At 37.1% G+C, this 24,669-nt stretch carries 22 protein-coding genes, 1 tRNA gene and 1 other RNA gene; 2 read left to right on the top strand and 22 right to left on the bottom strand.

Annotated features, from left to right (window positions below):
• Positions 1 to 23: 23 nt before the first annotated feature.
• The 12 genes from galT to BQ7352_RS10070 all read right to left on the bottom strand — a co-directional run bounded on the left by galT (position 24) and on the right by BQ7352_RS10070 (position 12,581).
• Complete coding sequence (gene galT / locus BQ7352_RS10125) at positions 24 to 1,511, bottom strand: UDP-glucose--hexose-1-phosphate uridylyltransferase (protein WP_072449104.1); 1,488 nt, start codon at positions 1,509 to 1,511, stop codon at positions 24 to 26.
• Between the two features lie 22 nt (positions 1,512 to 1,533).
• Positions 1,534 to 2,700, bottom strand: coding sequence for a galactokinase (locus BQ7352_RS10120; RefSeq protein ID WP_072449103.1), 1,167 nt, complete (start codon positions 2,698 to 2,700; stop codon positions 1,534 to 1,536).
• 116 nt (positions 2,701 to 2,816) lie between these two features.
• Entirely contained in the window at positions 2,817 to 3,728 is a 912-nt protein-coding gene (locus tag BQ7352_RS10115) for an ArsR/SmtB family transcription factor (protein ID WP_072449102.1), read from the bottom strand.
• A gap of 148 nt (positions 3,729 to 3,876) precedes the next feature.
• Complete coding sequence (locus BQ7352_RS10110) at positions 3,877 to 5,955, bottom strand: DUF6449 domain-containing protein (RefSeq protein WP_072449101.1); 2,079 nt, start codon at positions 5,953 to 5,955, stop codon at positions 3,877 to 3,879.
• Positions 5,930 to 6,832 carry an ABC transporter ATP-binding protein gene (locus BQ7352_RS10105; protein WP_072449100.1) on the bottom strand — a complete coding sequence of 301 codons (903 nt, stop codon included), beginning with the start codon at positions 6,830 to 6,832 and terminating at the stop codon, positions 5,930 to 5,932. Before BQ7352_RS10105 ends, BQ7352_RS10110 begins: the two co-directional genes overlap by 26 nt.
• On the bottom strand, positions 6,829 to 7,200 hold the full coding sequence (locus tag BQ7352_RS10100; protein WP_072449099.1) for a GntR family transcriptional regulator: 372 nt from the start codon (positions 7,198 to 7,200) through the stop codon (positions 6,829 to 6,831). Before BQ7352_RS10100 ends, BQ7352_RS10105 begins: the two co-directional genes overlap by 4 nt.
• Positions 7,201 to 7,313: 113 nt before the next feature.
• A complete protein-coding gene (locus BQ7352_RS10095) occupies positions 7,314 to 8,255 on the bottom strand; it encodes a 2-hydroxyacid dehydrogenase (protein WP_072449098.1) in 942 nt (313 codons plus the stop codon).
• An 11-nt stretch (positions 8,256 to 8,266) separates the two neighbouring features.
• Complete coding sequence (locus tag BQ7352_RS10090) at positions 8,267 to 9,586, bottom strand: aspartate kinase (protein WP_072449097.1); 1,320 nt, start codon at positions 9,584 to 9,586, stop codon at positions 8,267 to 8,269.
• A gap of 199 nt (positions 9,587 to 9,785) precedes the next feature.
• Positions 9,786 to 10,670 carry a DMT family transporter gene (locus tag BQ7352_RS10085; protein ID WP_072449096.1) on the bottom strand — a complete coding sequence of 295 codons (885 nt, stop codon included), beginning with the start codon at positions 10,668 to 10,670 and terminating at the stop codon, positions 9,786 to 9,788.
• A gap of 113 nt (positions 10,671 to 10,783) precedes the next feature.
• On the bottom strand, positions 10,784 to 11,221 hold the full coding sequence (locus tag BQ7352_RS10080; protein WP_072449095.1) for an aspartate carbamoyltransferase regulatory subunit: 438 nt from the start codon (positions 11,219 to 11,221) through the stop codon (positions 10,784 to 10,786).
• A complete protein-coding gene (pyrB, locus tag BQ7352_RS10075) occupies positions 11,215 to 12,141 on the bottom strand; it encodes an aspartate carbamoyltransferase (protein WP_072449094.1) in 927 nt (308 codons plus the stop codon). Before pyrB ends, BQ7352_RS10080 begins: the two co-directional genes overlap by 7 nt.
• Positions 12,142 to 12,161: 20 nt before the next feature.
• Positions 12,162 to 12,581 (bottom strand): putative ABC transporter permease, encoded by a 420-nt coding sequence (locus BQ7352_RS10070; protein WP_072449093.1) that lies wholly within the window; start codon positions 12,579 to 12,581, stop codon positions 12,162 to 12,164.
• A 132-nt stretch (positions 12,582 to 12,713) separates the two neighbouring features.
• Here BQ7352_RS10070 and BQ7352_RS10065 point away from each other — a divergent pair, with 132 nt between their 5' ends.
• Both BQ7352_RS10065 and BQ7352_RS10060 read left to right on the top strand, forming a co-directional pair.
• Positions 12,714 to 13,847 (top strand): bifunctional chorismate mutase/prephenate dehydratase, encoded by a 1,134-nt coding sequence (locus tag BQ7352_RS10065; RefSeq protein WP_072449092.1) that lies wholly within the window; start codon positions 12,714 to 12,716, stop codon positions 13,845 to 13,847.
• Positions 13,848 to 13,861: 14 nt separating this feature from the next.
• The gene (locus BQ7352_RS10060; RefSeq protein WP_072449091.1) at positions 13,862 to 15,172 is read left to right on the top strand and encodes an ATP-binding protein; all 1,311 of its coding nucleotides are present in this window, start codon (positions 13,862 to 13,864) and stop codon (positions 15,170 to 15,172) included.
• A 115-nt stretch (positions 15,173 to 15,287) separates the two neighbouring features.
• On the opposite strand, the gene BQ7352_RS10055 is transcribed toward BQ7352_RS10060, so the two are convergent.
• From BQ7352_RS10055 to BQ7352_RS10010, 10 genes are all read right to left on the bottom strand, one after another.
• Positions 15,288 to 15,557, bottom strand: a complete 270-nt coding sequence (locus BQ7352_RS10055; protein WP_072449090.1) for a serine/threonine protein phosphatase — start codon at positions 15,555 to 15,557, stop codon at positions 15,288 to 15,290.
• A gap of 126 nt (positions 15,558 to 15,683) precedes the next feature.
• Positions 15,684 to 16,033, bottom strand: an RNA gene (rnpB, locus tag BQ7352_RS10050) — RNase P RNA component class A.
• Between the two features lie 49 nt (positions 16,034 to 16,082).
• The gene (locus BQ7352_RS10045; RefSeq protein WP_072449089.1) at positions 16,083 to 17,750 is read right to left on the bottom strand and encodes a nucleoside kinase; all 1,668 of its coding nucleotides are present in this window, start codon (positions 17,748 to 17,750) and stop codon (positions 16,083 to 16,085) included.
• A 174-nt stretch (positions 17,751 to 17,924) separates the two neighbouring features.
• On the bottom strand, positions 17,925 to 18,710 hold the full coding sequence (locus BQ7352_RS10040; RefSeq protein WP_072449088.1) for a Nif3-like dinuclear metal center hexameric protein: 786 nt from the start codon (positions 18,708 to 18,710) through the stop codon (positions 17,925 to 17,927).
• Positions 18,700 to 19,404: a tRNA (adenine(22)-N(1))-methyltransferase gene (locus tag BQ7352_RS10035; protein WP_072449087.1), complete on the bottom strand. Its 705-nt coding sequence runs from the start codon at positions 19,402 to 19,404 to the stop codon at positions 18,700 to 18,702. Before BQ7352_RS10035 ends, BQ7352_RS10040 begins: the two co-directional genes overlap by 11 nt.
• Positions 19,405 to 19,415: 11 nt before the next feature.
• Complete coding sequence (gene rpoD, locus BQ7352_RS10030) at positions 19,416 to 20,540, bottom strand: RNA polymerase sigma factor RpoD (protein ID WP_083429891.1); 1,125 nt, start codon at positions 20,538 to 20,540, stop codon at positions 19,416 to 19,418.
• Between the two features lie 53 nt (positions 20,541 to 20,593).
• Entirely contained in the window at positions 20,594 to 22,378 is a 1,785-nt protein-coding gene (dnaG, locus tag BQ7352_RS10025) for a DNA primase (RefSeq protein ID WP_072449085.1), read from the bottom strand.
• Between the two features lie 15 nt (positions 22,379 to 22,393).
• Positions 22,394 to 23,413 (bottom strand): deoxyguanosinetriphosphate triphosphohydrolase, encoded by a 1,020-nt coding sequence (locus BQ7352_RS10020; RefSeq protein ID WP_072449084.1) that lies wholly within the window; start codon positions 23,411 to 23,413, stop codon positions 22,394 to 22,396.
• 132 nt (positions 23,414 to 23,545) lie between these two features.
• Positions 23,546 to 24,382, bottom strand: coding sequence for a deoxyribonuclease IV (locus tag BQ7352_RS10015; RefSeq protein ID WP_072449083.1), 837 nt, complete (start codon positions 24,380 to 24,382; stop codon positions 23,546 to 23,548).
• Positions 24,383 to 24,473: 91 nt separating this feature from the next.
• Positions 24,474 to 24,557 (bottom strand) — tRNA-Leu (locus BQ7352_RS10010).
• Between the last annotated feature and the right edge of the window lie 112 nt (positions 24,558 to 24,669).

Below are 24,669 nucleotides of genomic sequence, written 5' to 3'. Positions count from 1 at the left end.
ATGCCCATCTTTTTTGTCCGCTCTTATAATACAGCCAGAAAACGTTTAAACGCTTCTCTTCCTTCTTCTGTACATTTGTATACACCGGCATCTTCTAATACATGAACAAATACCTGTCCTACTTCTTCACGAAGAATATCCATTACATTTTCTTCTGTAATATTTTCATATTTCGGTGCAAATTCTGCTACCCATGCTGCATGTTTCTCCAACATCTCATTATCTGCAGGATTTTTACCTTCTACAAGGTAAGATGCTAAAAGTTCCATTTCTTCTTTTAAACGGGCAGGAAGCACTGCCAGTCCCATAACTTCAATCAAACCGATATTTTCTTTTTTAATATGGTGATACTCCGCATGAGGATGGTACACACCTAATGGATGCTCCTCCGTTGTAATATTATTTCTCAGTGTTAAATCCAATTCATACATATCACCTTTTTTTCTGGCAATCGGTGTAATTGTATTATGTGGTTCTCCATCTGTTTCTGCAAAAACAAATGCAGCCTCATCTGTATATCCTCTCCATACATCCAAAACATGACTTGCTAAATCAATGAGACGTTTCTCATCTTTGCTGCGAATTCTAAGCACAGATAACGGCCATTTTACAATACCGGCTTCTACGTCTTCATATCCCGGAATAGTAACCATTTCTTCCATTGGAGCTTTCGCCATTGCAAAAGTATAATGACCGCCCTGGAAATGATCATGGCTTAAAATAGAACCGCCTACGATTGGAAGGTCTGCATTAGAGCCAAGGAAGTAATGAGGAAACAGCTTAATAAAATCAAATAATTTCACAAAAGTATTTCTTTCAATTTTCATTGGTACATGCTGTCCGTTAAATACGATACAGTGTTCATTATAATAAACATACGGAGAATACTGAAATCCCCACTGACTGTCATTAATAGTAATCGGAATAATTCTATGGTTTTCTCTTGCCGGATGGTTCAGTCTTCCCGCATACCCTTCATTCTCCATGCAAAGCTGACACTTTGGATAAGCACTTGCCTTTGCATTTTTCGCTGCTGCAATGGCTTTTGGATCTTTTTCCGGCTTGGAAAGATTAATGGTAATATCAATGGTTCCATAAGGACTTTCTACTGTCCATTTCTGGTCTTTTTTAATACGGTAACGGCGGATATAGTCGCTGTCCTGACTTAATTTATAAAAATAGTCAGTAGCTGTTTCCGGACTCTTTTCATATTCCTTCCAGAATTTCTCCTGTACCTGGGAAGGACGTGGCATTAAGCAGTTCATAATTTTTGTATCAAATAAATCTCTGTATCCGATGCTGTCTTCAATAATATTTCTTTTTACTGCTTCATCTAACAGATTTTTTAAAATTTCTTCTAAATCTGTATTACATTCTTCCGCTGGTTCTTCATAATCATCTTCATGAAATAAATCAAGCAGTAAATTAATTGTATAATTTTTTTCACATGCAGGTACAAGCCCTGCTTCCATACCATACTGTACTAAATCTCTTATGTCTTTATTTAACATCTTTTTCACCTTTCTTTATTTACTAAATTCTTCTGGCTCCACCACCAATCTGTACTACATAGAAATCCGCTGCATAACCAATTTCTTTTTCATAAATTTCTCCCACATTTTGAATAAAGGAGTCAATTTTATCTTCTTTAACAATACTGACCGTACATCCGCCAAAACCTGCACCTGTCATGCGAGAACCAATGACACCTTCCTGTTTCCATGCTGCTTCCACAAGAGTGTCCAGTTCTTTTCCTGTCACTTCATAATCATCACGAAGAGAAATATGAGATTTATTCATAAGCTCTCCAAAGGTTTCTAAGTCATTTTCCTTCAGAGCTTTTACTGCCTGAATGGTTCTCTGGTTTTCATATACTGCATGTTTTGCTCTTTTACGGCATATTGGATTTGTAATAAAGTCTTTCACTTCTTCAAATTTTTCTTCTGTCAGCTCACCAAGCGCCTGAATGTTCTCGTGTTTCTGAATATCTGCCAGCGCTTCCTCACATTCTGCCCGTCTTTCATTATATTTGGAGTCTGTAAGCCTTCTTTTTTTATTGCTGGCTGTAATTACAATTTTTGCCCCATCCATCTGAATTGGTGCATATTCATAATGCAGATTTCCTGTATCTAAGAAAATAGCGTGGTTTTCTTTTCCCATAGCAATGGCAAACTGATCCATAATCCCACAGTTCATACCATTGAATTTGTTTTCTGCATATTGTCCGTACAAAGCCAAATCAATCATGGAAAGTCCTTCAAAGCCAAAAAGGTCTACTAAAATCACACCCATCAAAAGTTCTACAGAAGCAGAAGAAGACAGTCCGGAACCATTTGGAATATTTCCGTACATAACCATGTCAAATCCTGTGTCTGCCACATAGCCTTTTTCCTTAAAAGTCCAAATCACACCCTTTGGATAGTTTGCCCAATTAGCTTCTTCTCTGTATACTAAGTCATCCAAACTGGTTTCAAAAACACCTAAACGGCTAAAGTTCTCAGAATATAAACGGATTTTTCGGTCTTCTCTTTTTCTTACTACTGCATAGGTTCCAATTGTCAATGCACAGGGAAAAACATGTCCCCCATTATAATCCGTGTGTTCACCAATAAGATTTACACGTCCCGGTGAAAAGTAATTTCGAATATCTCCTCCTTCTCCATAAAGTTCCTGAAACTTTTCCAATAACTTTTTCTCCATCTTTACCTCCCAATTTTGTGTTTCCCTTTATTTGAAACATTTTTTATGTTTTATTTTATATTTTTTGTTTCTAATGAAATTATAGCATATCTATTCCCCTTGTAAAGACTTTTTTCCTAATATTTCAATTTCATTATTAAATCTTGCGGATAATCCCCAAAACAATTTCCAAAAATATTTACCCCGCCTACGTGATGAGCATCTTCTTTAATTCCAATTCTCACAGAAATGTAATCGCCTGCCGCCAGAGAATATTCCTTAATTTTTGTATTACTAATCAGTTGCCCATCTAAATATGTTCCTGTTTCATCAATGTACCAGATTTTCAAATTTCCATACTGTGTATTTTTGTCTTCCCACCAGTCTGGATTTAATTTTCCGCGTCTTCCTCCAAAGTCTGAAGGACATGTCCATGTTCCTGCTTCTATTCCATTAATCCATAAAGTAATATCAGAAGGACAATCCAAATTATAATCTGCTGTTTCTGAACACAACTCAGCAGAAAATTCCAATCCTTTTGCATCTTCTCTTTGTAATCCTGCATTGGGAAAGCGATATTCTAAATAACCGGAGGAAAACCACACTAGCTTTGCAGTTGTCCGCCTGGGATCATAAAAGCATCTGGGTTCATCCTCTCCGTCAATATATTCTTCCTCATTTACCATTCCACAGGTAGGCGTAATTTTATAATCCACATAATTCCCTACCGGCATAGAAATAACTTCTTCTCTTTTCTTAACTTTTCTTTTTTGTAAATGTAATAAAATACTGGTTTCCTGAAGAATACACAGCTTCATAGAACCACGAATGCCCGGTTTTAATTCTGTACGAATTAAATTTGCTTCCTGCAATACCCTTACATGTAGTGCCGCTGACGATGGCGGTATCTCCAATATTTCCGCAATTTCATTTACACAAATAGGCTCCTTTTGCAAAAGCTCTAAAATGCGAATTCTAATCTCAGAAGAAAGGGCTTTTCCAAGTGCCATCAGTTCTTTTTCATCCTCTAAGTTCAATTGTCTGCTCATTTTCCTTACTCCCGATTTTCCTACGAATTTTAATTCTATTGTACCCTTGTTTTCTAATGCTTGTCAATGGCTGCAAAAAGGAGTTATCGCATTAGATTATATCGCAAATATCTAAAACGACAACTCCTTCTTTTTTCTATTCAAATGGTTAGTCAATATTCATTTTTTCCAGAAGGTCGTTTAATACTTCTCCTTCCATGACATACAGATTGCTCTGCATCTGTGTTCCTCTGTCCTCAAACAGAATATTCATATTGAGCTCATAGCTGACTTTACTTCCCAGTCCATAGCGTCCCATCTCATAAGTAAGATTTGGAAGAAGTTTTTCAAGTTCTTCTTTATCTGTAATTACTTCCTCAACATACTCACCATCGCTTTTTGTTCCATAAACTGTAACGCTTAGAACTTCATCTGCAGAAAGTTCCTTTAAAGGTTGTCCTGCACTTTCCAAAAGTTCCTTTGTTTTTGTAAAGCTTTCATAAATAGGAAAATCTGTCGTCTGGTTGTAATTTTCCTCTATCTTTTCTTCTACTGACAGATATCCCAGAATTCTGTCTTTGGAGCTTTGCTCCAGAGTCATACTTTCCAGCTCCCCTTTATAGGTTTTATAAATATTGTCTATCACATCTTCTGATGCGTTAATCTGCAGCCTTTTATCATAAATATCTTTTACATATAAATATTCTATATCCTTTTCTGATAAATAACCGGTAGGAAGCATTGCTTTTTTATAATCCCAATTATCATAAATGTCAGAAGCTAAAGCTAAAATTTCTTTGCTTTCCGGCAGATAATAAGCTCTGTTTACAGTTCTTCCGTTTTTCAGGTGATAACGAATATATACAGACACCATGGTTCCGCTGCCATCATCTGCAGTAGCCCATACAGTTTCACCGCGAAGGTAATCCGGCGCTACCTGATTGTTTTCTTTGTCGTTTTCCTGATAATAATTTACACCCAGCCTTGCAATTTCATATATAGCATCAAAATCTTTTGTCTGGTTTTTCTCCATCTGCTCATCAGGGCCATAATCATAATGCACCGGAACATTTATTCTCTCGTTTATAGAAGGGAAATACACAGACATCGTTTCTATTTCTTCTTTTTCAGGCAAATATTCATCCACACCAAAAATATCTATCTTATATCCTGCCAAAAGCACTGTTAAAACAGCTAAAATCACACCGGTCGACATTTTAGGCCGAATACATTTCCTTATGTCCATAGTAAATAAAAACTCAAAAACACAGGACAACACAAGTGAAAGTAAAATTACAGATACACACAGCCACAAAAATTCATGTTCCATACCGGCGCAGAAAAACAAGGATGCTAAAATAGAAATCGGCAGCACTGCACAAACTTTAATCACCGGCTGAAGCTTTTTAAAAGCTATGGATTTATGGAAACTCTCTGAGGGACGTACTTTATAAATACAAACATCTGCCGCTAAAACCACAATAATTAAAATCACTGCATAAACAATATACCCTTTTATATCACCTATTTCTGCTGCCCAAAGGTCTACAGCATCTAAATGTGTAATAATAGGACTTAAATATTTTGTAATCCCCGGTTCTTTAAACTGTGCCAATGTATCAAAAAACATATTGTTCATATAAAAATATGCCCCATATACAATCCACCCATAAGACATAAAACCTATAAAAGCAAGAGCACCTGTAAATAAGTTTCCGGTAAGCAGTACAGCTAAAATTGCAAACACATATAGTTCAAGAAAAAACAAAATATTCATTCCAATTGCGGCTATAACCTGAACTCCGCTTTGGGCGTTGACTCCATGATAAGCGATACCAACCAGGTATGTAATGCCTACACTCAGCAAGTACGGCACAAGAAACATGAAAAGGCCGCTAAAAAAAGGAATGACAAAAAGTTCTTCTCTTTTTAAAGGAAGACTGTGATAAAAATCTGTTTTTTCACCGGAATACAGATAATAAAAGCCGGTAACTCCAAGCAAAACAGCAATCACTCCGATAAAAATCGTTGCTATAGCATTTTCCATTCCAATACAATTTAAAAATTCTGTCTGCATCGGAGGTATCTCAATATCTGTCGGAGGAATAATTCCCTTTGCTCTGTCTAAAACCATAATAGTTCTTAATGGAAATATTGTTAAAAATCCCAGTATTATGAGAATAAACAGATAAAAATTTCTTCGAATATTTTCCTTTATACTGTTAAATAAATAATTTCTTGATGTCATATCCTGCCACCTCCGTTTCACTGATAAAGATTTCTTCTAAGGTTAATGGAATTGCCTCTGCAAACAAAGGTTTTCTGGCATTGATTTTTCTCATAATTTCCTCCCGTTCCCCTCTTACTACCATTGTCAGAAGAGAAAGTCTCTTTTCGTACTTCATAATTTCCAGTTCTTGTAAAAGCTCTTCCTCCTCTTTCTCATCCGGTATTACACACTGTACTTTATGAATATGCAGTTTCATATCTTCTACATCTTTTGACAGAAGAACACCACCTTTGTGCAGCAATCCCACATGATCACAAATATCTTCCAGTTCACGTAAATTGTGTGACGCAATGATAGGTGTAAATTCTCTTTCCGACACTTCGTAAGCTAAAATACTCTTTGCTGCCTGCCGCATTACCGGATCCAAACCATCAAAGGTCTCATCACAAAATAAATACTTTGTCCCTGAACATATTCCCAGCAGCAAAGCCGCCTGTCGTTTCATTCCTTTTGAGAAAGTACTGATTTTTCTTTTTTCATCCAAGCCCAAATTAGAAGCAAGCTTATGAAAACGTTCTTTATCATATTTCCGATAATACATGGAATAATACTGCACCATCTCTTTCATGGTCGCATTCTGAAAAAAGTAAGCCACATCCGGTAAAAAGAAAATTTCTTCTTTTACAGAGGGATTTTCGTATACCGGCTTATTATCTATAAATACATCTCCGCTATCCGGCTTTAAAACTCCTGACATCATGCGTAAAAGTGTACTTTTTCCTGCTCCGTTTGTTCCTGCCAATCCGAAAATACTGTTATCCGAAATTTTTAATGATACTTCATGAACCGCCTGCAAAGAACCAAACGCTTTGGATAGCTTTTCTGTTTTTATCATGCTTCAACCTCCTCATAGAATTCCGCCGTTTTTGCTACACATATTTCTTCGGAAATTCCCATCTCTTTTCCTTCTTTTATCAGTGTTTTCAACTTTTGTAAGAAAACATTTTTTCTCTGCTCTACTAAGGCTTGATTTCCGGAAACAAAGTTTCCTCTCCCTTTTACAGGGTAGATAAACCCCTGCTGCTCCAGAAGAGAATATGCTTTTTGTATTGTATTAGGATTAATGGACAGTTCCGTAGCCAAACTCCTTACAGATGGCATCTGTGTATCCGGCTCCAAAACCCCTTTAATAATCAACATTTGAAACTTCTCCACAATTTGTTCATATATGGGTTTCCGATCTCGATAATCAATAACAATCAAGGTTTTTCCTCCTTTCCCAGTGTATGACATCTTGTATTAAGTGTACTGTGTATCCTAGTACACTTAAAGTATAATAAAAACGATCTTCTCTGTCAAGAGAAAATCGTTTTTATTCACATTACATTCTGCGGTTTCCCATTTTCCCATGCCCTTACATTTTCAAATGCAATATGTGCACGTTTCACCATAGCTTCTTCTGTAGCAAATGCCACATGAGGTGTCACCAGAATATTTTTAGCATGAAATAAAGGATGATCTACTTCAACAGGTGGTTCTTTTTCGAATACATCTACACAGGCTCCTGCAATTTTCCCTTCATTTAACGCTTCTGCCAAAGCTTCACTGTCCACCACCGGTCCTCTTGCAGTATTAATCAGCACCGCATTTTCTTTCATCCATACCAGCTTTTCTTTATCTATCAGATGTGTTGTTTCTCCATTTAAAGGTACATGCAGAGAAACAATATCGCAAACAGATAAAAGCTCCTGAAGAGACACAAAGTTTACACCCTCTATTTCTTTCTTCGTTCTGCTGTATGCATAAACTTCACAGCCAAAAGCCTTTGCAATATGCGCTACCCTTGTTCCGATTGCACCAGCGCCCACAACACCAAATTTTTTGCCTTCCAATTCAAATCCTACCAGTCCATCCTTGGTTCCTTCCTGTCTTACTGCATGATCACAGGCCGCAATATTACGATATAAGGAAATCAACATACCAAATACTAAGTCTGATACAGCCGCTGTAGAATATCCGGCACAATTACATACACAAATTCCTTTTTTCTTACATAATTCCAGAGGAATATGATCCACACCGGTAAAAGCAACAGACAGAAGTTTTAATTTCTCACATTCTTCAATAACTTCTTCACTTAAAGGAAGATTTGCCACTACAAGAATATCCGCATCTTTTCCTCTCTCTATTAAACTTTTTGCATCGGTTACCTTTGTATCGTAATATACGATTTCTATGTCACTGGAAATTTTTTCTTTTGCAATTTTTAAAAGTTTTTCTTTTTCTACGCCTAACGGCTCAATAATTACCAGTTTCATCTAATCACCTCTTAAACCTGTGTTTCCACAAAAATATCGTACAGCGACTTAATTGCCACTTCAAAATCTTCATTTTTCACGCCTACAATAATATTTAACTCACTGGAGCCCTGGTCAATCATCTTAACATTTACATTTGCATGTGCCAAAGCAGCAAAAATTCTCGCAGCAGTACCACGATTAGAACGCATACCTCTGCCTACCACGGCGATTAACGCCAAGTCTGACTCTAATTCCATATAATCAGGATTTACCGTTCTATGTACACCTGCAATTACCTGCTGTTCTTTTTCTGCAAATTCATCCTGATGAATAAATACTGTCATAGTATCAATTCCTGATGGAATATGTTCAAAAGAAATCCCCTGTTCTTCTAATACTTGAAGAACTTTTCTTCCAAACCCAATCTCTGCATTCATCATAGACTTTTCAATAAACAAAGAGCAGAAGCCTTTCTTACCTGCAATACCTGTAATGGTATACAATGGTTTTTTACAGGTATCCTCTACAATCATGGTTCCTTCTTCTTCCGGTGCATTGGTATTTTTAATATTAATAGGAATACCTGCTTTTCTTACAGGGAATATAGCATCCTCATGAAGCACTGTTGCACCCATATAAGAAAGCTCACGAAGTTCACGATACGTGATGGTATCAATAGATTTTGGATTTTGAATAATTCTGGGATCTGTTACCATCACACCTGAAACGTCTGTCCAGTTCTCATAGAGATCCACATCTAAAGCTCCCGCAAGAATAGATCCTGTAATATCAGAACCACCTCTGGAGAAAGTCTTGATTTCTCCATTTTCCTTTGCCCCATAAAATCCCGGAACAACTGCTCTCTCTATGGCATTTAATTTCTTAGCAACTAAAAGCTCTGTAATTCCTGCATCAAACTGCCCATTTCCATCAAAGCGAATAATTTCTGCAGGATCTACAAATTCATATCCCAAATATGCAGCCATAATCTTTCCATTTAAATATTCCCCTCTGGATGCAGCATATTCTTTTCCAATCTGGTTCTTAAAATTCTCTTCTACATCTTCAAAATCTTTTTCCAAAGACAGCGAAATTTGCAGTCCATCAATGATCTCCTGATAGCGGCTTTTGATTTCTTTTAAAATAACCTGGAATTTTTCTTCCTCTTTTACTGCTCCATAGCATGCATAGAGCAAATCCGTCACCTTGGTATCCTCTGAAAAACGTTTTCCAGGTGCAGAAGGCACTACATATCTTCTGCTTTCATCTGCACGAATGATTTTTCCTACTTTTTCAAACTGTTCTGCACTGGCAAGAGAACTTCCACCGAATTTCACAACTTTTTTCATTCCATATCCTCCCTGAGCGTTTCTTTTGCATAGCATAAAAAAGATTGTGCAACAGCACAATCTCCGCGCGCGAGCGGTTCACAAAGTGATAATTTCATTTCCGCGAGCTGCGCATCCTTGCGGAGCGTTTTTATTGTATAGGACGCACTTTCCTATGGAATAAATAATAGCCTTTCATGCATAAAATGTCTAGCTTTTTCTAATTTTTTCCTTTTCCTTTATCTGATAATATTAATCCTGCTAAAACTAAACATGTTCCTACTATGGACACACCTGTTATTTTCTCTCCTAAAATAAGAGCTGATGCTACAATTGTGACCACAGGAGAAAGATATAAATAAACAGATGTACGCACAGCTCCTAAAAACTTCACTGCCAAATTCCATGTCACAAAACAAAGAGCAGAAGCACCTACTCCTAAAAACAACATATTTCCTAAATAAACAGGATTACTAAATCTTTCCAGTTTCCATTCAAATCCCATCAAAAACACAGGGATAATCATGAATAAAATACCATAGAAAAAAATATGGCGGGTACTTTGAATTGTAGAAATTCCAAAAGAACCAATTTTTTTTACCAAAATAGAATAGCACGCCCAGACAAAAGCGGCTAAAACTGCCAGAATATCACCTTTAGGATTTAATGAAAAAGCACTGCTCCCATGTACACTGATTAAAACAATACCTGTAATACTTGTGAGAAATCCCACAAAAAATCCCGTTTTCAACTTTTCCTCTCTTAAAAATAGTCTTCCTAAAATTGCAGTAAAAAAGGGGGCTGTAGCAATGATAATTCCCACATTTGACGCATAAGTATAAGTCAGTGCAATATTCTCTAAAAGAAAATAAAAAGTAACTCCTGTAAGCCCTGCACCAATGAAATACAATTCCTGTTTCCTGCTGCCAACTGACAATCCTTGATGATTTATAATCAACAACAAAAAATATCCAATTAAAAAACGCATAAATAATATTTCAATAGGTGTAAATGCTTTCAGCAAAACCTTAGTTGCAACAAAAGTAGTTCCCCATACACAAATAGTAAACAATGCCAGCAAATGCCCTTTTGCGTTTTCTTTCATAAACTTCCCTCCCTCTCTCTTCTTAAATTACAGAAAAAGAAGCTGTCACATTAAGCAGAAATCTAAAATGTATAAATGCTCTCGATATGCACTTAATGCAACAACCTCAAACTTTATTTATTTCTGTTTCCTCTGTATTTTTCTTCGCAATATTTACAGCGATATACTTCCTTCTCAGGATCTGCCAGAATAAATACATGATCCAGTTCCTGTTCAATAGAAGTAATACAGCGTGGATTTTTACAGCGAATAACATTTCGGATTTCTTTTGGAAGAGAAAGCTCTTTCTTCTCTACAATTTCTCCATCTTTAATAATATTTACCGTAATATTATGGTCAATAAATCCCAGAATATCTAAATTTAATGTATCAATAGGACATTCCACTTTAATAATATCTTTACGTCCCATTTTGTCACTTTTTGCATTTTTAATAATCGCCACACAGCAATCCAGTTTATCTAATTTCAAATCATGATAAATAGTCATGCTTTTTCCTGCTTTGATATGATCTAAAACCACACCTTCACTTAAACGGCCTACATTTAACATAAGTCTACCCCCATTCCCAACAAGCTTAAAATCAATGCCATTCTCACATAAACACCATACTGCACCTGTTTGAAGTAAGAGGCTCTTGGATCCGCGTCTACCTCTACGGAGATTTCATTTACTCTTGGCAATGGATGAAGCACCAGCATGTCCTCTCTTGCCAATGCCATTTTTGCCTTGTCTAAAATATAAAAATCTTTCATTCTCACATAATCTTCTTCATTAAAAAAACGTTCTCTCTGTACGCGTGTCATATACAGAAGATCCAGACTTGGCATTGCCTCCTCTAAACGTTCTACTTCAATAAATTCATGGCCGCTGGCTTTTAAAACATCCTCACGAATATAATCAGGAATACGAAGCTCTTCAGGAGAAATCAAAACAAATTTTACTCCTTCATAACGTACTAATGCTTCGATTAAAGAATGGACAGTTCTGCCAAATTTTAAGTCTCCGCAAAGACCAATAGTAATATTGTCCAGTCTTCCCTTTAAGGAACGAATGGTAAGTAAATCTGTAAGCGTCTGTGTCGGATGCTGATGTCCGCCATCTCCTGCATTAATAACAGGAATTTCAGATGCCATAGATGCAACTAACGGCGCACCCTCTTTTGGATGGCGCATAGCACAGATATCTGCATAACAAGATACTGTACGTACTGTATCTGCTACACTTTCGCCCTTTGCAGCAGAGCTTGAGTTTGCGCTGGAAAATCCTAAAACTTTTCCTCCTAAACGCATCATTGCAGACTCAAAACTTAAACGTGTTCTTGTACTTGGTTCATAAAACAAAGTTGCTAAGATTTTCCCATCGCATTTATGGGCATATTTCTCTGGATTTTTTTCAATATCGTTAGCAAGGTCTAAAACCTTCGCCAATTCCTCTACGGACAAATCCAACGGACTCATTAAGTGTCTCATAGATTACCTCCTATGTGTTCTCAAGCTTTATCATCACTTACTATCATATAACAGTTGTCTCTGCATTTCAAGAATTTTTCATAGATTATTCCAACCAAAAACCACACCGGAGCATAGTCCAGACGGATAACTCCTTTATATTGAAAACGACTGGTACTGTAATCCCACGGACACATATTATAATGCTTTAAAATTATCCCCGAAAAATACTCCACAATAAAAATTCCTGTCATATAAATGCCACCCCGGAATACTAACGGCAGTTTCCTCATTTTCTTTGAAAGAGGTCCAATACACGCCGCCATTCCATATATTGGAAACATCCATAAAGAGGAATAACCTGTAAGTTTCCAATTTTCACAATCTAAAGAATGCAGACCTGTCCAGAAAACTTCCATTCCCCATCCCAATATTCCACACTTTAAAAAATCACCCTTCATACGCTCTTTCTCCTAATATCTGCTTTCCCTATATTATGACGCACAAATGTCATTTTTATACAAAAAACTTGCACAGTTTAAACTGGCGGTGTATCATAGTGCTAATAAACAATGTTTAGAGAGGATTTCTATATGATACCGGATTTACAGGATTTAAGAAAAGAAATAGATACCATTGACGAGCAGATGACTGCTTTGTTCGAAAAAAGGATGGCAATTGCAGAACAAGTAGCTCGATTTAAAATTGAAACAAAAAAACCTGTTTTTGACCACAACAGAGAATTAGAAAAACTAAAATCTGTTTCAGAAAGAACTCACAGTAATTTTAACAGCTGTGGTATTCAGGAACTTTATCAGCAGATTATGTCCATCAGCAGAAAACGCCAATATCAGCTGCTTCAGGAACATGGACTATCTCAGAAAAGTCTTTTCACTTCCGTGGATAAATTAAAAAAAGAAAACGTAACCGTTGTTTTTCAGGGGGTGGAAGGAGCTTACAGCCATGCAGCTATGCATCGCTTCTTTGGAAAAAATATTCAAAGCTACCATGTAGATACATGGAAAGATGCTATGGAAGAAATCAAGCATGGTCGCGCCTTGTATGCAGTACTTCCTATTGAAAATTCAACTGCAGGAATTGTACAGGACAATTACGATTTGCTTACTTCCTACGACCACGTTATTGTAGGAGAGCAAATTATCCCGTGTCAACATGTTCTGGCAGGTGTACCAGGCAGTAAAATTTCTGACATCCGACATATATATTCCCACCCACAGGCTTTAATGCAATGTCGGGAATTTCTGGACAGTAACGAAAACTGGTGTACCCATGATTTTGGCAATACCGCTGCTGCTGCAAAAAAAGTTTCATTAGAGAAAGACAAAACACAGGCAGCTATTGCAAGTCCTTATGCTGCTGAATATTTTGGACTTTCGATTTTAAAAGAAGGAATTTTCTCCAATCCGGAAAATTCTACTCGCTTTATTATTGTTACAAAAGAGAAAATCTATCAAAAAAATGCTTCTAAAATCAGCGTCAGCTATGAACTGCCTCATGAAAGCGGAAGCCTGTACAACAGTCTGTCCCATTTTATTTACAATGGTTTAAACATGACAAAAATCGAGTCTCGGCCTATTACGAACCGAAACTGGGAATACCGCTTCTTTGTAGACTTCGAAGGAAATTTAAGTGACAGTGCTGTAAAGAATGCTTTATGCGGGCTGAGTTTTGAAGTACAAAACCTCCGCATTCACGGCAATTATTAGAAAGGAGATTTACTATGTTTCATATTGATGAATGTATTTTATATCGAAACTTTCCCCATGGAGATATTTTAAAAGATATGACAGACGCCCTGTCAATTTGCTGTAAAGAACCGGAAGCCCCGGAAAAATCAAAGCCTCTTTTCTACAGCTGTATGAACCGTCTGGTAGAAATGGCAAATGACTATGGTTTTCGTGGAGATTTATGGAACCACTATCTCACATGGCTTTTAGTCAATCATGAAAATGCCTTTAGTGTTTCCTGTGAAATAACAGGACTGACTCACAGCCCTTCCTTAAATGCTCTGGCGCTCCATGACTTTGCTATTTTTAAAGATTTATTTCATCTGGATTTCTCTGCTTTTGAAAGTTTTTACGGAACATCCTCCTGCTGCCAATTAATCAGCAATTATCAGACTGAACATCAGCGAGGATTATATGTAAATGAACGTATTTCCAGTCGCTTATCTGATTTAAGCCTACTTTTAGAAAAATCTGCCTCACCGGAAGAATTTATGGAGCATATCGTTGATTTTTACAAAGATTTTGGTGTGGGAAAACTAGGACTTCATAAAGCCTTTCGCTTAGAACATAAAAATCCTGCTCAGTCAGCAGAGATTGTTCCGATTACCCGAGTTGCCCATGTAAAGCTGAATGATTTAGTAGGATATGAATTAGAGAAGAAAAAGCTGACAGATAATACCGAAGCCTTTTTGGAAGGAAAGCCCGCCAACAACTGTCTTCTCTTTGGAGATGCAGGAACAGGAAAGTCCACCTGTATCAAAGCAATTCTTAATCAATATTATGAAAAAGGACTGCGTATTATAGAAGTATATAAACATCAGTTTCAGGATTTAAACGATGTAATTGCTCAAATTAAAAACAGAAATTATAAATTTATCATTTATATGGATGATCTGTCTTTTGAAGATTTTGAAATTGAATACAAATATTTAAAAGCGGTCATTGAAGGTGGTTTAGAGAAAAAACCTAATAACGTATTAATTTATGCCACCTCAAACCGCAGACATCTTATCCGTGAAAGCTTCAATGATAAAAATGAACGTGATAATGATCTCCATACGAATGATACCGTACAGGAAAAATTATCACTGGTTTCACGCTTTGGCATTACTATTTACTTTGGCTCACCGGAGAAAAAAGAATTCCAGAACATTGTACTAGCTCTGGCAAAACGAAATGAAATCAATATGCCGGAAGATGAAATACTGGCAAAAGCAAATATCTGGGAACTGCAGCATGGCGGCCTTTCCGGACGAACTGCACAACAATTTATTGACTATTTAAAGGGAACATCCAATTCATAAAACATATTTTTATTAAAAAAGATTGTGCTGTTGTGCAATCTCTGCGTGCGCGCGGTTCACAAAGTGATAATTTCATTTCCGCGCGCTGCGCATCCTTGCGGAGCATTTTATATTTCTACAAAAAACTGCCCCATTTGTTCCGTTCTTTTAAAAGTTCCTGAGTAATCTGTATTTCCTTATTGTCTATATCTTTTGCATCATATTTATGTCCTCGAAACATACTTATAAAAAAAATAGTAAATAACAGATACATCATATATCCCAGCCATATCCAGAAATTTTTCTGAAGTCCACTTAAAGATGGCAAGATACATAAAACTATAGGAAATACAACTGCCACTGTTGAAAGACATATCTTTATTATTCGGAGTTTCTTTGTTTTCATTCTACATCACGCTCCTTCTTAAAAATACAACTCTTTTCCTGTCTTTATTGTAGCATAATAAAGCAAAAAGGAACCATGATTTTACAGACATTCTCATCTGCAAAATCACAGTTCCTTTTCAGTAACATAACAAGCAAAACGATAAGCCGGGTTATGTCGCGAATAATCATCTATCCAGTCCTGTTGTCGCCAGCAGGCTCAAGCGACCTACCTGAAAACGTGACGGGCAGCCACATGGTTTTCTATTCGGTCTTGCTTCGGATGGGGTTTACATGTGCCCTTTCTGTTACCAGAAAGGCGGTAGTCTCTTACACTGCCCTTCCACCCTTACCGGAATATTCCGGCGGTACATTTCTGTTGCACTGTCCTTGGAGTCACCTCCACCAGACGTTATCTGGCATCCTGCCCTATGAAGCCCGGACTTTCCTCACCTGACCCCTTTCGGTTCTGTCAGCCGCGATTATTTATTCTACTTGTTACGCACGGCATATTCTATCATAGAAATAACAAAAATGCAAATTGTTTCTATACATCAAAACAGCCATTACCTACAAACTCTCTTAAAATAGAATTACTCGGAATAGTTTCACTTGGCACTCCCAGAAAATAATCTAAAAACTTCAACAAACGTTTTGCTTCTGCATACTCCGGTTCTTCCTTTGTAATAGAAAACAGCAATGGTTCCGCATAGAGTTTCAGTACTGCAAGTTCATAAATCAAAGCAGAATTAAACATCACGTCAGCAGATTCCTGATAAGGAAAAATATTTTCTTCTTCCCCACGTCTTACAGAATTCCACATTGCTATAGTTGTTTTTGCAGAAGCACCTCTGGTTCTGGCATCACGAACAATTCGCCGTATCAGTCTTCCGTCTGTAGTAGGAATACGATTATGCTCATCAATATTTAACTGAGTAAGTGCGCTGATATAAATTTTAAATTTACTTTCAGAAGGCAAACTGCTACTCAACTTGTCATTTAAACAATGAATACCTTCGATAACTAACACATCTTCTTTGCCCAATTTCAGAAAATCACCTTTATATTCCCTATGCCCCGTTTTAAAATTAAACCGTGGCATTTCCACTTCCTCGCCTCTTAAAAGCGCATTCATATCTTCATTAAACTTCTTTACGTCTATAGCTTCCAGACATTCAAAATTATAATTTCCTTCACTGTCCAAAGGTGTATTTTCTCTATTTACAAAATAATTATCAACACCAATTGGATGAGGTCTCACTCCATGGGCAGCCAGCTGAATAGACAGTCTATGAGAAAATGTAGTTTTTCCGGAAGAAGAAGGTCCTGCAATCATAATAAACTTACGATTTCCTGTTTCCACAATCTGTTTTGCAATCTGAGATATTTTTGCTTCCTGAAGGGCTTCCGCAATAAGAATAAGATTATTTGCCCCTTCCTTTGTGATTTTTTCATTTAAATCTCCAACTGTATCTGCGTGAATAGCTTCACTCCACTGCGCAGACTCTTTCTGTACCTGAAAGATTTTCGGTCTTGGAACAAACGGCGGAACCTCATCAGGTTTCTCTCTTTTGGGAAGCTGCAATACCAGTCCCTCATCATAAAGATATAAATCAAAATATTTCAAATATCCTGTATGATTTACCATAAATCCGTAAAAATAATCCTCGTACTCTTCTAAGCTATAGATATTTACTCTGGAAACTCTTCTAAAACGAAACAGTTTTTCTTTATCATACATTCTATGATTATGGAACAGTTCAATTGCTTCATCTGTACCAACGCTTCTCTTTAAAATTGGCACTCGCCTTTCCACCAGTTCCAACATATATTTTTTTACTTTATCCAGAAATTCTTCATTCAATACAAGATTGCCATCAATGGTATAGTAGTATCCACTGCTTACTGAATAATGCATGGTAATTTTATGAATATTGTCATATCCTGCAACATGATATAAGGCTTTCAGTAATAATAAAGAAACGCTTCTCCGATAAGTTTCATGCCCGATTTGGTCCTTTGTAGTAATAAATTCAATAGTACCTTCTTTTTTCAGCTTTTTATGAAGCTCACAAAGCTTATTATCTTTCATAAGTAAAACAATAGGATATTCATACTGACTTTCATATTCTTGTGCAATCTTACCATAAGTGGTTCCATAAGGATATTCCTTTTGTTCTCCAAGAATATTTACCTGTATCATTCTGTCACTCATAGTTTTTCTCCTTTCACCACATTTCTTTGTTAAGCTTCCCCTCAATTTTTGATTTAGATACATATTATTTTACTACAACAGTCTTTATTTTTCTATCATTTTATATATTTTTCATATATTTATTCCTATTATCCAGAAAAAAGAGACTGTTTCATAAAACAGCCTCAAATAAATCTAACCAATTATTTTGCACGGGTAAGAAACATGCATTTTTTCCACTTCTAAATCCGGCAGCATTTCCTTTAATTCTCTTTCCATGTAATCCATGAAAATATATTCTGTACCATAATGTCCTGCGTCAATAATACAAATTCCCTGCGCCACTGCATCTATGGAAGAATGGTAATCCATATCCCCTGTAACATAGGCCTGTGCGCCTTTTTTCAGCACTTGCTTTATCAGACTTTTTCCTGAACCGGTACAGACTGCAAGGTTTTCGATGACTTTATTTTCATCTCCATAAATCTGTACAAAAGGAAGATGAAGCTGCTCTTTTACAAATTTCCCACATTCCTCTAAGGTCATAGGAGTCGTTAATTTTCCACAACGCCCTATTCCTTCCCGGTTCATATTATCTTCGTATGTAATTTCTAACACTTCCCTGTTTGAAAGCTGAAGATAATCTGCACTGAGTTCCGCCATTCCCAATACGTCAAAATTAGTATGCATCGCATAATAACATATATTATTCTGCAGCATTTTGATAATACGTCTTCCGATAAAGTCATCTGCTGTCACTCTTTTCATTCCCGCGAAAATCAAGGGATGGTGAGTAATGATCATATCAGCTTCACATTCAATGGCTGCATCTATCACTTCATCTGTGGCATCTAATGCCAGAAAAACTTTTCTTACTTCCCATGAAGCATCTCCTGCCAGAAAGCCGGAATTATCCCAGCTTTCCGCAAAGGAAACAGGATATTTTTCTTCTATTTTCGCTATAATATCTTTACACTTCATAATATGCAAGAGCCTCTTTTCTATCTTTCCATTCTTTTTCCAACTGAGAAATTCTCGTTTTTGCAGATTTAGTCTGAGAATTTTTCAGTTTTTCCAAAAGTTCTTCTGCTTTTTTCTGCTCCCTGTCTAAAAACTCTTTTAAAACAGGATTTTTATCTTGCAGAAGTTTTTTTCCATAGAGATATTCCGCCTCTGTCTGTTCTTCCATTTTCCCATGAATAACTCTCATAATAGGATAGTATTTCCCATCTTCCAAAATCATTTCTTCATGAGTAATACAATAATTATTTTCACTGAGATATTTTCTGAAATGCCCGATTTCAGACTGTGGTTGTAAAACCAATTCCTTTACTGTCTTAAGAACTTTGTCCCCTTCCGTAAGAATTTTTTCCATAAGAGGACCGCCCATACCGGCAATTACAACGCTCTCCGCTTCATCCGGTTTTAAAGCGTTAACGCCGTCAGACAGACGGGTATCTATGTAATTTTCCAGTCCCCATTCCTGAATGTGTTCCTTTGCCCGCATAAGCGGACCTTGATTAACATCCATAGCAATGGCTTTTTCTATTTTCTTTTTCTGCAAAAGATAGATTGGAATATATCCATGGTCACACCCAACATCCGCCAATGTCTTACCCTGCTGCACAAATGCTGCAACACTCTGCAATCTTCTGGAAATCTGTATTTCTCTCATTACACACATCCTTAATCCAGATAATCTTTCAGCTTACGGCTGCGGCTTGGATGACGAAGCTTTCTGAGAGCTTTTGCTTCAATCTGACGAATACGCTCTCTGGTAACGTTAAACTCTTTTCCTACTTCTTCCAAAGTTCTGGCTCTTCCGTCATCTAAACCAAAACGCAGGCGAAGCACTTTCTGTTCTCTTTCTGTTAATGTACCTAAAACCTCTACAAGCTGTTCTTTTAATAATGTAAATGCAGCTGCATCTGCCGGAACAGGAACATTATCATCCTGAATAAAATCTCCTAAATGGCTGTCTTCTTCCTCACCAATTGGAGTTTCTAATGATACAGGTTCCTGAGAAATTTTGAGAATTTCACGAACACGTTCTACAGACATATTCATTTCTTCTGCAATTTCCTCCGGATGAGGCTCTCTTCCCAGTTCCTGTAAAAGCTGACGAGACACACGAATAAGCTTGTTAATTGTTTCTACCATGTGTACCGGAATACGAATAGTTCTTGCCTGGTCCGCAATAGCTCTTGTAATTGCCTGACGGATCCACCATGTAGCATAAGTAGAAAATTTATATCCCTTACGGTAGTCAAATTTCTCAACGGCTTTAATCAATCCAAGGTTACCTTCCTGAATTAAATCTAAAAACAACATACCACGTCCGACATAACGTTTTGCAATACTTACTACCAGACGAAGATTGGCCTCTGCAAGACGTTTTTTCGCATTTTCGTCTCCTTCTTCCATACGCTGAGCAAGTGTAATTTCTTCCTCTGCACTTAAAAGCGGAACTTTACCAATTTCTTTCAGATACATACGAACAGGATCTTCAATGCTGACTCCCTCAGGCACAGAAAGGTCAATATTCTCCATATCCACTTCATCTTCTTCACTGAGATTTAAGTCATCATCATCACTAATGATTAAATCGTCCATATCATTGTCCTGAATTCGCAGAATGTCAATTCCATTTCCCTCCAGAAAATCAAATACTTTATCCATCTGCTCAGGCTCTAAAGGAAAATCTTTAAAGAAATCACTGATTTCCTGATATTCTAACACATTTTTTTTCTTCTTAGCCAGCTCCATAAGCTCTCCAAGCTTTTCACTGAATTTCGCCATGTTCATTTCCATAAACTGTTCCTTCCTCTCACTTATTCTTCCTTGCAATCGTATATATCATTTCCTCAATTAAAAGAAATATGCAGCGTCACTCTGCCTCTTTCCAGGTCTTCCAGACGTTTTCTGGCCTCTACAATTCTTTGTAGTCCGAAAAGGTCTGTAGGCGCCAGATTTGCGCTTTGCCATGCAATGCTGTCCCTCTTTAATCTACATACAGTTTCCAGCACTGCTTTCTTTGCCTCTTCCTCGCTTTCAAGATGTAGTGAAGCATGAAATAAAGACGTAATTTCCTTTTGCTCCTCCGCATCTGAAAACTGATTTAACAATTTGGCGGGATTTACCTCTCCTTCCTTATGCTGTTCAAAAACCATTTCAGCAACTTTATGATATAAAGGGGTGGTAAAATCTACAGGTTCTATTAAGCCATCAATGGTTTTAAACATGGAAGGATAAGACGTAAGCCATGTCAGCATCAGCTTCTGAGCTGTATGTCCGGCATCCTCTTTTCCCTCTTTCTTCTTTGAAATGACTTCAACTCTGGGTTTCGCCACAGAACCTGTTCCTGACAATGCCATATTATTAACCATTCTTCTCAAATCTTCGAATTTTATCTGATATCTGGCTGAAATACTTTCAATATAATTATTTCTTTCCAGTTCTTCCGGAAATTCCAAAAGTTTTCTTGCAATCTCTCGATAGAACTGCGTTTTACTCTCCGGATCTGACAGATGATACTGTTTTTCCAACACTTTAACTTCAAACAAAAAGTAATTTTCTGCTTCATCTAAGCGTTTTTCAAAAGCTTCTTTTCCCTCTGTTTTAATAAATTCATCAGGATCTTTATATGGTGCCAAATTAACCACTCTGGGAGAAATCCCGGCAGCCTTTAAAATAGGAATACCACGCAAAGCTGCTTTCTGTCCTGCCTCATCACTGTCGTATGTCAACAGGACTTCCTTCGTATAACGGCTCATCAAACTGGCATGCCCTGATGTCAATGCAGTTCCCAAAGATGCCACCGCATTGTGAAAACCTGCCTGGTGCATGGCAATTACATCCATATACCCTTCACAAATAATGAAATACGGTTTTCTGGAAGTACGTGCAATATTCAGTCCATATAGATTTCTGCTTTTATCAAAAATTTTTGTTTCAGGAGAATTTAAGTATTTAGGCTTTGCATCACCCATAACTCTCCCACCAAATCCTATAACACGATTATTTACATCCATAATCGGAAACATAACACGGTTCCAAAACTTATCCTGCATTCCTCTGCGCTCATCAATATTAAAAAGACCGGACTCCTTTAACAGTTCATCAGAATATCCTTGTCCCTTCAAATATTTATATAATGCACCTGAATATCTCGGAGAACATCCTAACCCAAATTTTTTAATTGTATCATCAGAGAGCTGTCTTCCCTTCAGATAGTCCAATGCCGGCTTTCCACTTTCCTGTTTTAGCTGGTAATAATAAAAAGAAGCTGCTTTTTTCTGTATTTCCAGCAACATAGACTTAAAATCCGAAGCTGCCTTTGCCTCTTTTGAATATTCAACTTCTGGAAGCTGTACGCCTGCTCTGTCAGCCAGATATTTTAAAGCCTCTACAAAGCTGTAATTTTCATATTCCATAACAAAGGTAAAAACATTACCTCCTGCTCCACAACCAAAACAATAATACATCTGCTTTCCCGGACTTACTGAAAAAGACGGAGATTTTTCATTATGAAATGGGCAAAGTCCAAAATAAGAACTTCCCTTTCTTTGCAATTTCACATAATCCGAAATCACATCCACTATATCATTTTTCGAGCGGACTTCCTCAATCAAATCATCTGAATAATACATACAACTTCCTCTTTTCTACTGTCCTTTTCCCTGAACGCTCCAGCCCTTTGGAATAAAAAGCTCACGGAACTTTTCCAGAGAATACTGATCTGTCATACCTGATATATAATCACATATTACTCTTTCCTTTGGTTCCTCCTGATACAGAAGCTTTTGATATTCTTCTGACATCTTTTCCGGATATTTATTGTAATATGTATATAATTCTTCTACTACATGTTCTGCCTTTTTTTCTTCGCTTTTAGCTGCAGGATTTAAATAAACATCCTGAAACATCAATGAGCGAATATCCCGAAGTCCTTCCTCGATCTCCGGCGACATCATAATCCTGTCTTTTCCCTGACTGTTTTCTACAATATTATGTACAAATGTATTCAGACGTTCCCTTGTAGTTGCTCCTAAAAGCATACGTAAAGTAATGGGAATATCATCCTCTGTAATAATACCTGCACGTTGCGCATCATCCATATCATGATGAATATAAGAAATCTTGTCACAGTAACGAACTACTTGTCCCTCCAAAGTATGAGGTTTTCCGCTGGTTCTGTGATTTAAAATTCCATCTCTGACTTCCCAGGTAAGATTTAATCCTTCACCATTTTTTTCCAGACGCTCCACTACCCGGACACTTTGTTTATAATGTGCAAATCCCAAGGGACAGACTTTGTTCAAAGCCCTCTCCCCTGCATGTCCAAAAGGTGTATGTCCCAAATCATGTCCCAGAGCAATAGCTTCCACTAAATCCTCATTTAAAGATAATGCTTTTGCTATCGTTCTGGCTGTTTGAGAAACTTCCAGAGTATGTGTCAGACGGTTTCTGTAATGATCTCCTTGCGGAGACAAAAAAACCTGTGTCTTATCCTTCATACGGCGAAATGCTTTACAATGCACAATGCGATCTCTGTCTCGCTGGTATACCGTCCGAATATCACATTCCTGCTCTTCTTTCTCCCTTCCTTTAGAGTGAATACTATGGGAGGCATAAGGACTTAAAAGTTCTAATTCTCTCTTTTCCATTTGTTCACGAATATTCATAGGCAGTCACCTGACTTTCTAATGCCTTTCGGCAAAACATTATGTGGCAGTGCCACACACTTTCAAAAGAACTCTTCATATATATTATTTCCGAAAATTCTTCTATTTCCTCTTTTTCTTTTCAAAAAATTTCTACAATTCTTTATAAGAATTTCTTAAAAGAGCAATTTCTCTTGCATACCCCTCTAAATCATTTGGGGTTTCCAAATAAAAAGGTAAATTTCTAAGAACTGGATGATTGATAACTCTCACAATTGCTTCCAATCCCAGTTTTCCTTCTCCGATTTTAGCATGCCGGTCTTTATGGCTTCCCAGTCCATACATACTGTCATTTAAATGAATTGCTTTTAATCTATCTAATCCGATTACTTCATCAAATTTTGTTAAAACTCCATCTAAATTTCCTGCAATATCATATCCGCTGTCATATACATGGCAGGTATCCAGACAAACCCCCAGCTTTTCTTTTAATTCTACCCTGTCGATAATTTCCCTCAGCTCTTCAAAACATCTTCCCACTTCGCTTCCTTTTCCTGCCATTGTTTCCAACAATACCGTGGTACTCTGCTCCGGAAGAAGAATTTCATTTAACATATCTGCAATATACTGAATTCCTGTTTCCACTCCCTGCTTTACATGGCTTCCCGGATGAAAGTTATAACAGTTTCCCGGAGTATACTCCATCCTTTTTAAATCATCTTTCATCGTATTCACCGCAAACTCCCGAATACTCTCATCTGCTGAGCAGCCATTCAGCGTATATGGTGCATGCGCTAAAATTCTGTTAATTCCCTGCTCTTTCGCTCTTATCAGAAAAGCATCTACATCTTCCTGTTTGATTTCCTTCGCTTTTGCCCCTCTTGGATTTCTGGTAAAAAACTGAAATGTATTGGCATGAATTTTTTCCGCTTCCTTTGCCATAGCCTCGTAACCTTTTGAGGAAGATAAATGACATCCAATTTCTAACATTTATAAATCTCCTTTATTCCCTGCTCTTATTTCTACATAGCAAAAAAGCTGATATTCATCAATTATTTGACAAATACCAACTTTTCCTTTATGCGGGAGATGGGACTTGAACCCACACGTCTATACAGACACAAGATCCTTAGTCTTGCCTGTCTGCCAATTCCAGCACTCCCGCCTGCATCTTGCCTATCTCGCAAGTACTCATATAGTATAGCACATATTTTTCATTTTGCAAGTATTTTTTGAAAATTTTCTTTAATTTATACTTTTTCTCTTTTTTTAAGAAT

It is taken from the genome of Blautia sp. Marseille-P3201T (genome assembly GCF_900120295.1).
Taxonomy (GTDB): Bacteria; Bacillota; Clostridia; order Lachnospirales; family Lachnospiraceae; genus Blautia.
Note: the sequence above shows the minus strand (reverse complement) of the source record. Positions and strands in the feature narration are given on the sequence as shown.

Coding starts and splice junctions, on each gene's coding strand:
- galT (WP_072449104.1), bottom strand. CDS start 1,511: ATGTTAAATAAAGACATAAGAGATTTAGTACAGTATGGTATGGAAGCA.
- BQ7352_RS10120 (WP_072449103.1), bottom strand. CDS start 2,700: ATGGAGAAAAAGTTATTGGAAAAGTTTCAGGAACTTTATGGAGAAGGA.
- BQ7352_RS10115 (WP_072449102.1), bottom strand. CDS start 3,728: ATGAGCAGACAATTGAACTTAGAGGATGAAAAAGAACTGATGGCACTT.
- BQ7352_RS10110 (WP_072449101.1), bottom strand. CDS start 5,955: ATGACATCAAGAAATTATTTATTTAACAGTATAAAGGAAAATATTCGA.
- BQ7352_RS10105 (WP_072449100.1), bottom strand. CDS start 6,832: ATGATAAAAACAGAAAAGCTATCCAAAGCGTTTGGTTCTTTGCAGGCG.
- BQ7352_RS10095 (WP_072449098.1), bottom strand. CDS start 8,255: ATGAAACTGGTAATTATTGAGCCGTTAGGCGTAGAAAAAGAAAAACTT.
- BQ7352_RS10090 (WP_072449097.1), bottom strand. CDS start 9,586: ATGAAAAAAGTTGTGAAATTCGGTGGAAGTTCTCTTGCCAGTGCAGAA.
- BQ7352_RS10085 (WP_072449096.1), bottom strand. CDS start 10,670: ATGAAAGAAAACGCAAAAGGGCATTTGCTGGCATTGTTTACTATTTGT.
- BQ7352_RS10080 (WP_072449095.1), bottom strand. CDS start 11,221: ATGTTAAATGTAGGCCGTTTAAGTGAAGGTGTGGTTTTAGATCATATC.
- pyrB (WP_072449094.1), bottom strand. CDS start 12,141: ATGAGACACTTAATGAGTCCGTTGGATTTGTCCGTAGAGGAATTGGCG.
- BQ7352_RS10070 (WP_072449093.1), bottom strand. CDS start 12,581: ATGAAGGGTGATTTTTTAAAGTGTGGAATATTGGGATGGGGAATGGAA.
- BQ7352_RS10065 (WP_072449092.1), top strand. CDS start 12,714: ATGATACCGGATTTACAGGATTTAAGAAAAGAAATAGATACCATTGAC.
- BQ7352_RS10060 (WP_072449091.1), top strand. CDS start 13,862: ATGTTTCATATTGATGAATGTATTTTATATCGAAACTTTCCCCATGGA.
- BQ7352_RS10055 (WP_072449090.1), bottom strand. CDS start 15,557: ATGAAAACAAAGAAACTCCGAATAATAAAGATATGTCTTTCAACAGTG.
- BQ7352_RS10045 (WP_072449089.1), bottom strand. CDS start 17,750: ATGAGTGACAGAATGATACAGGTAAATATTCTTGGAGAACAAAAGGAA.
- BQ7352_RS10040 (WP_072449088.1), bottom strand. CDS start 18,710: ATGAAGTGTAAAGATATTATAGCGAAAATAGAAGAAAAATATCCTGTT.
- BQ7352_RS10035 (WP_072449087.1), bottom strand. CDS start 19,404: ATGAGAGAAATACAGATTTCCAGAAGATTGCAGAGTGTTGCAGCATTT.
- rpoD (WP_083429891.1), bottom strand. CDS start 20,540: ATGGAAATGAACATGGCGAAATTCAGTGAAAAGCTTGGAGAGCTTATG.
- dnaG (WP_072449085.1), bottom strand. CDS start 22,378: ATGTATTATTCAGATGATTTGATTGAGGAAGTCCGCTCGAAAAATGAT.
- BQ7352_RS10020 (WP_072449084.1), bottom strand. CDS start 23,413: ATGAATATTCGTGAACAAATGGAAAAGAGAGAATTAGAACTTTTAAGT.
- BQ7352_RS10015 (WP_072449083.1), bottom strand. CDS start 24,382: ATGTTAGAAATTGGATGTCATTTATCTTCCTCAAAAGGTTACGAGGCT.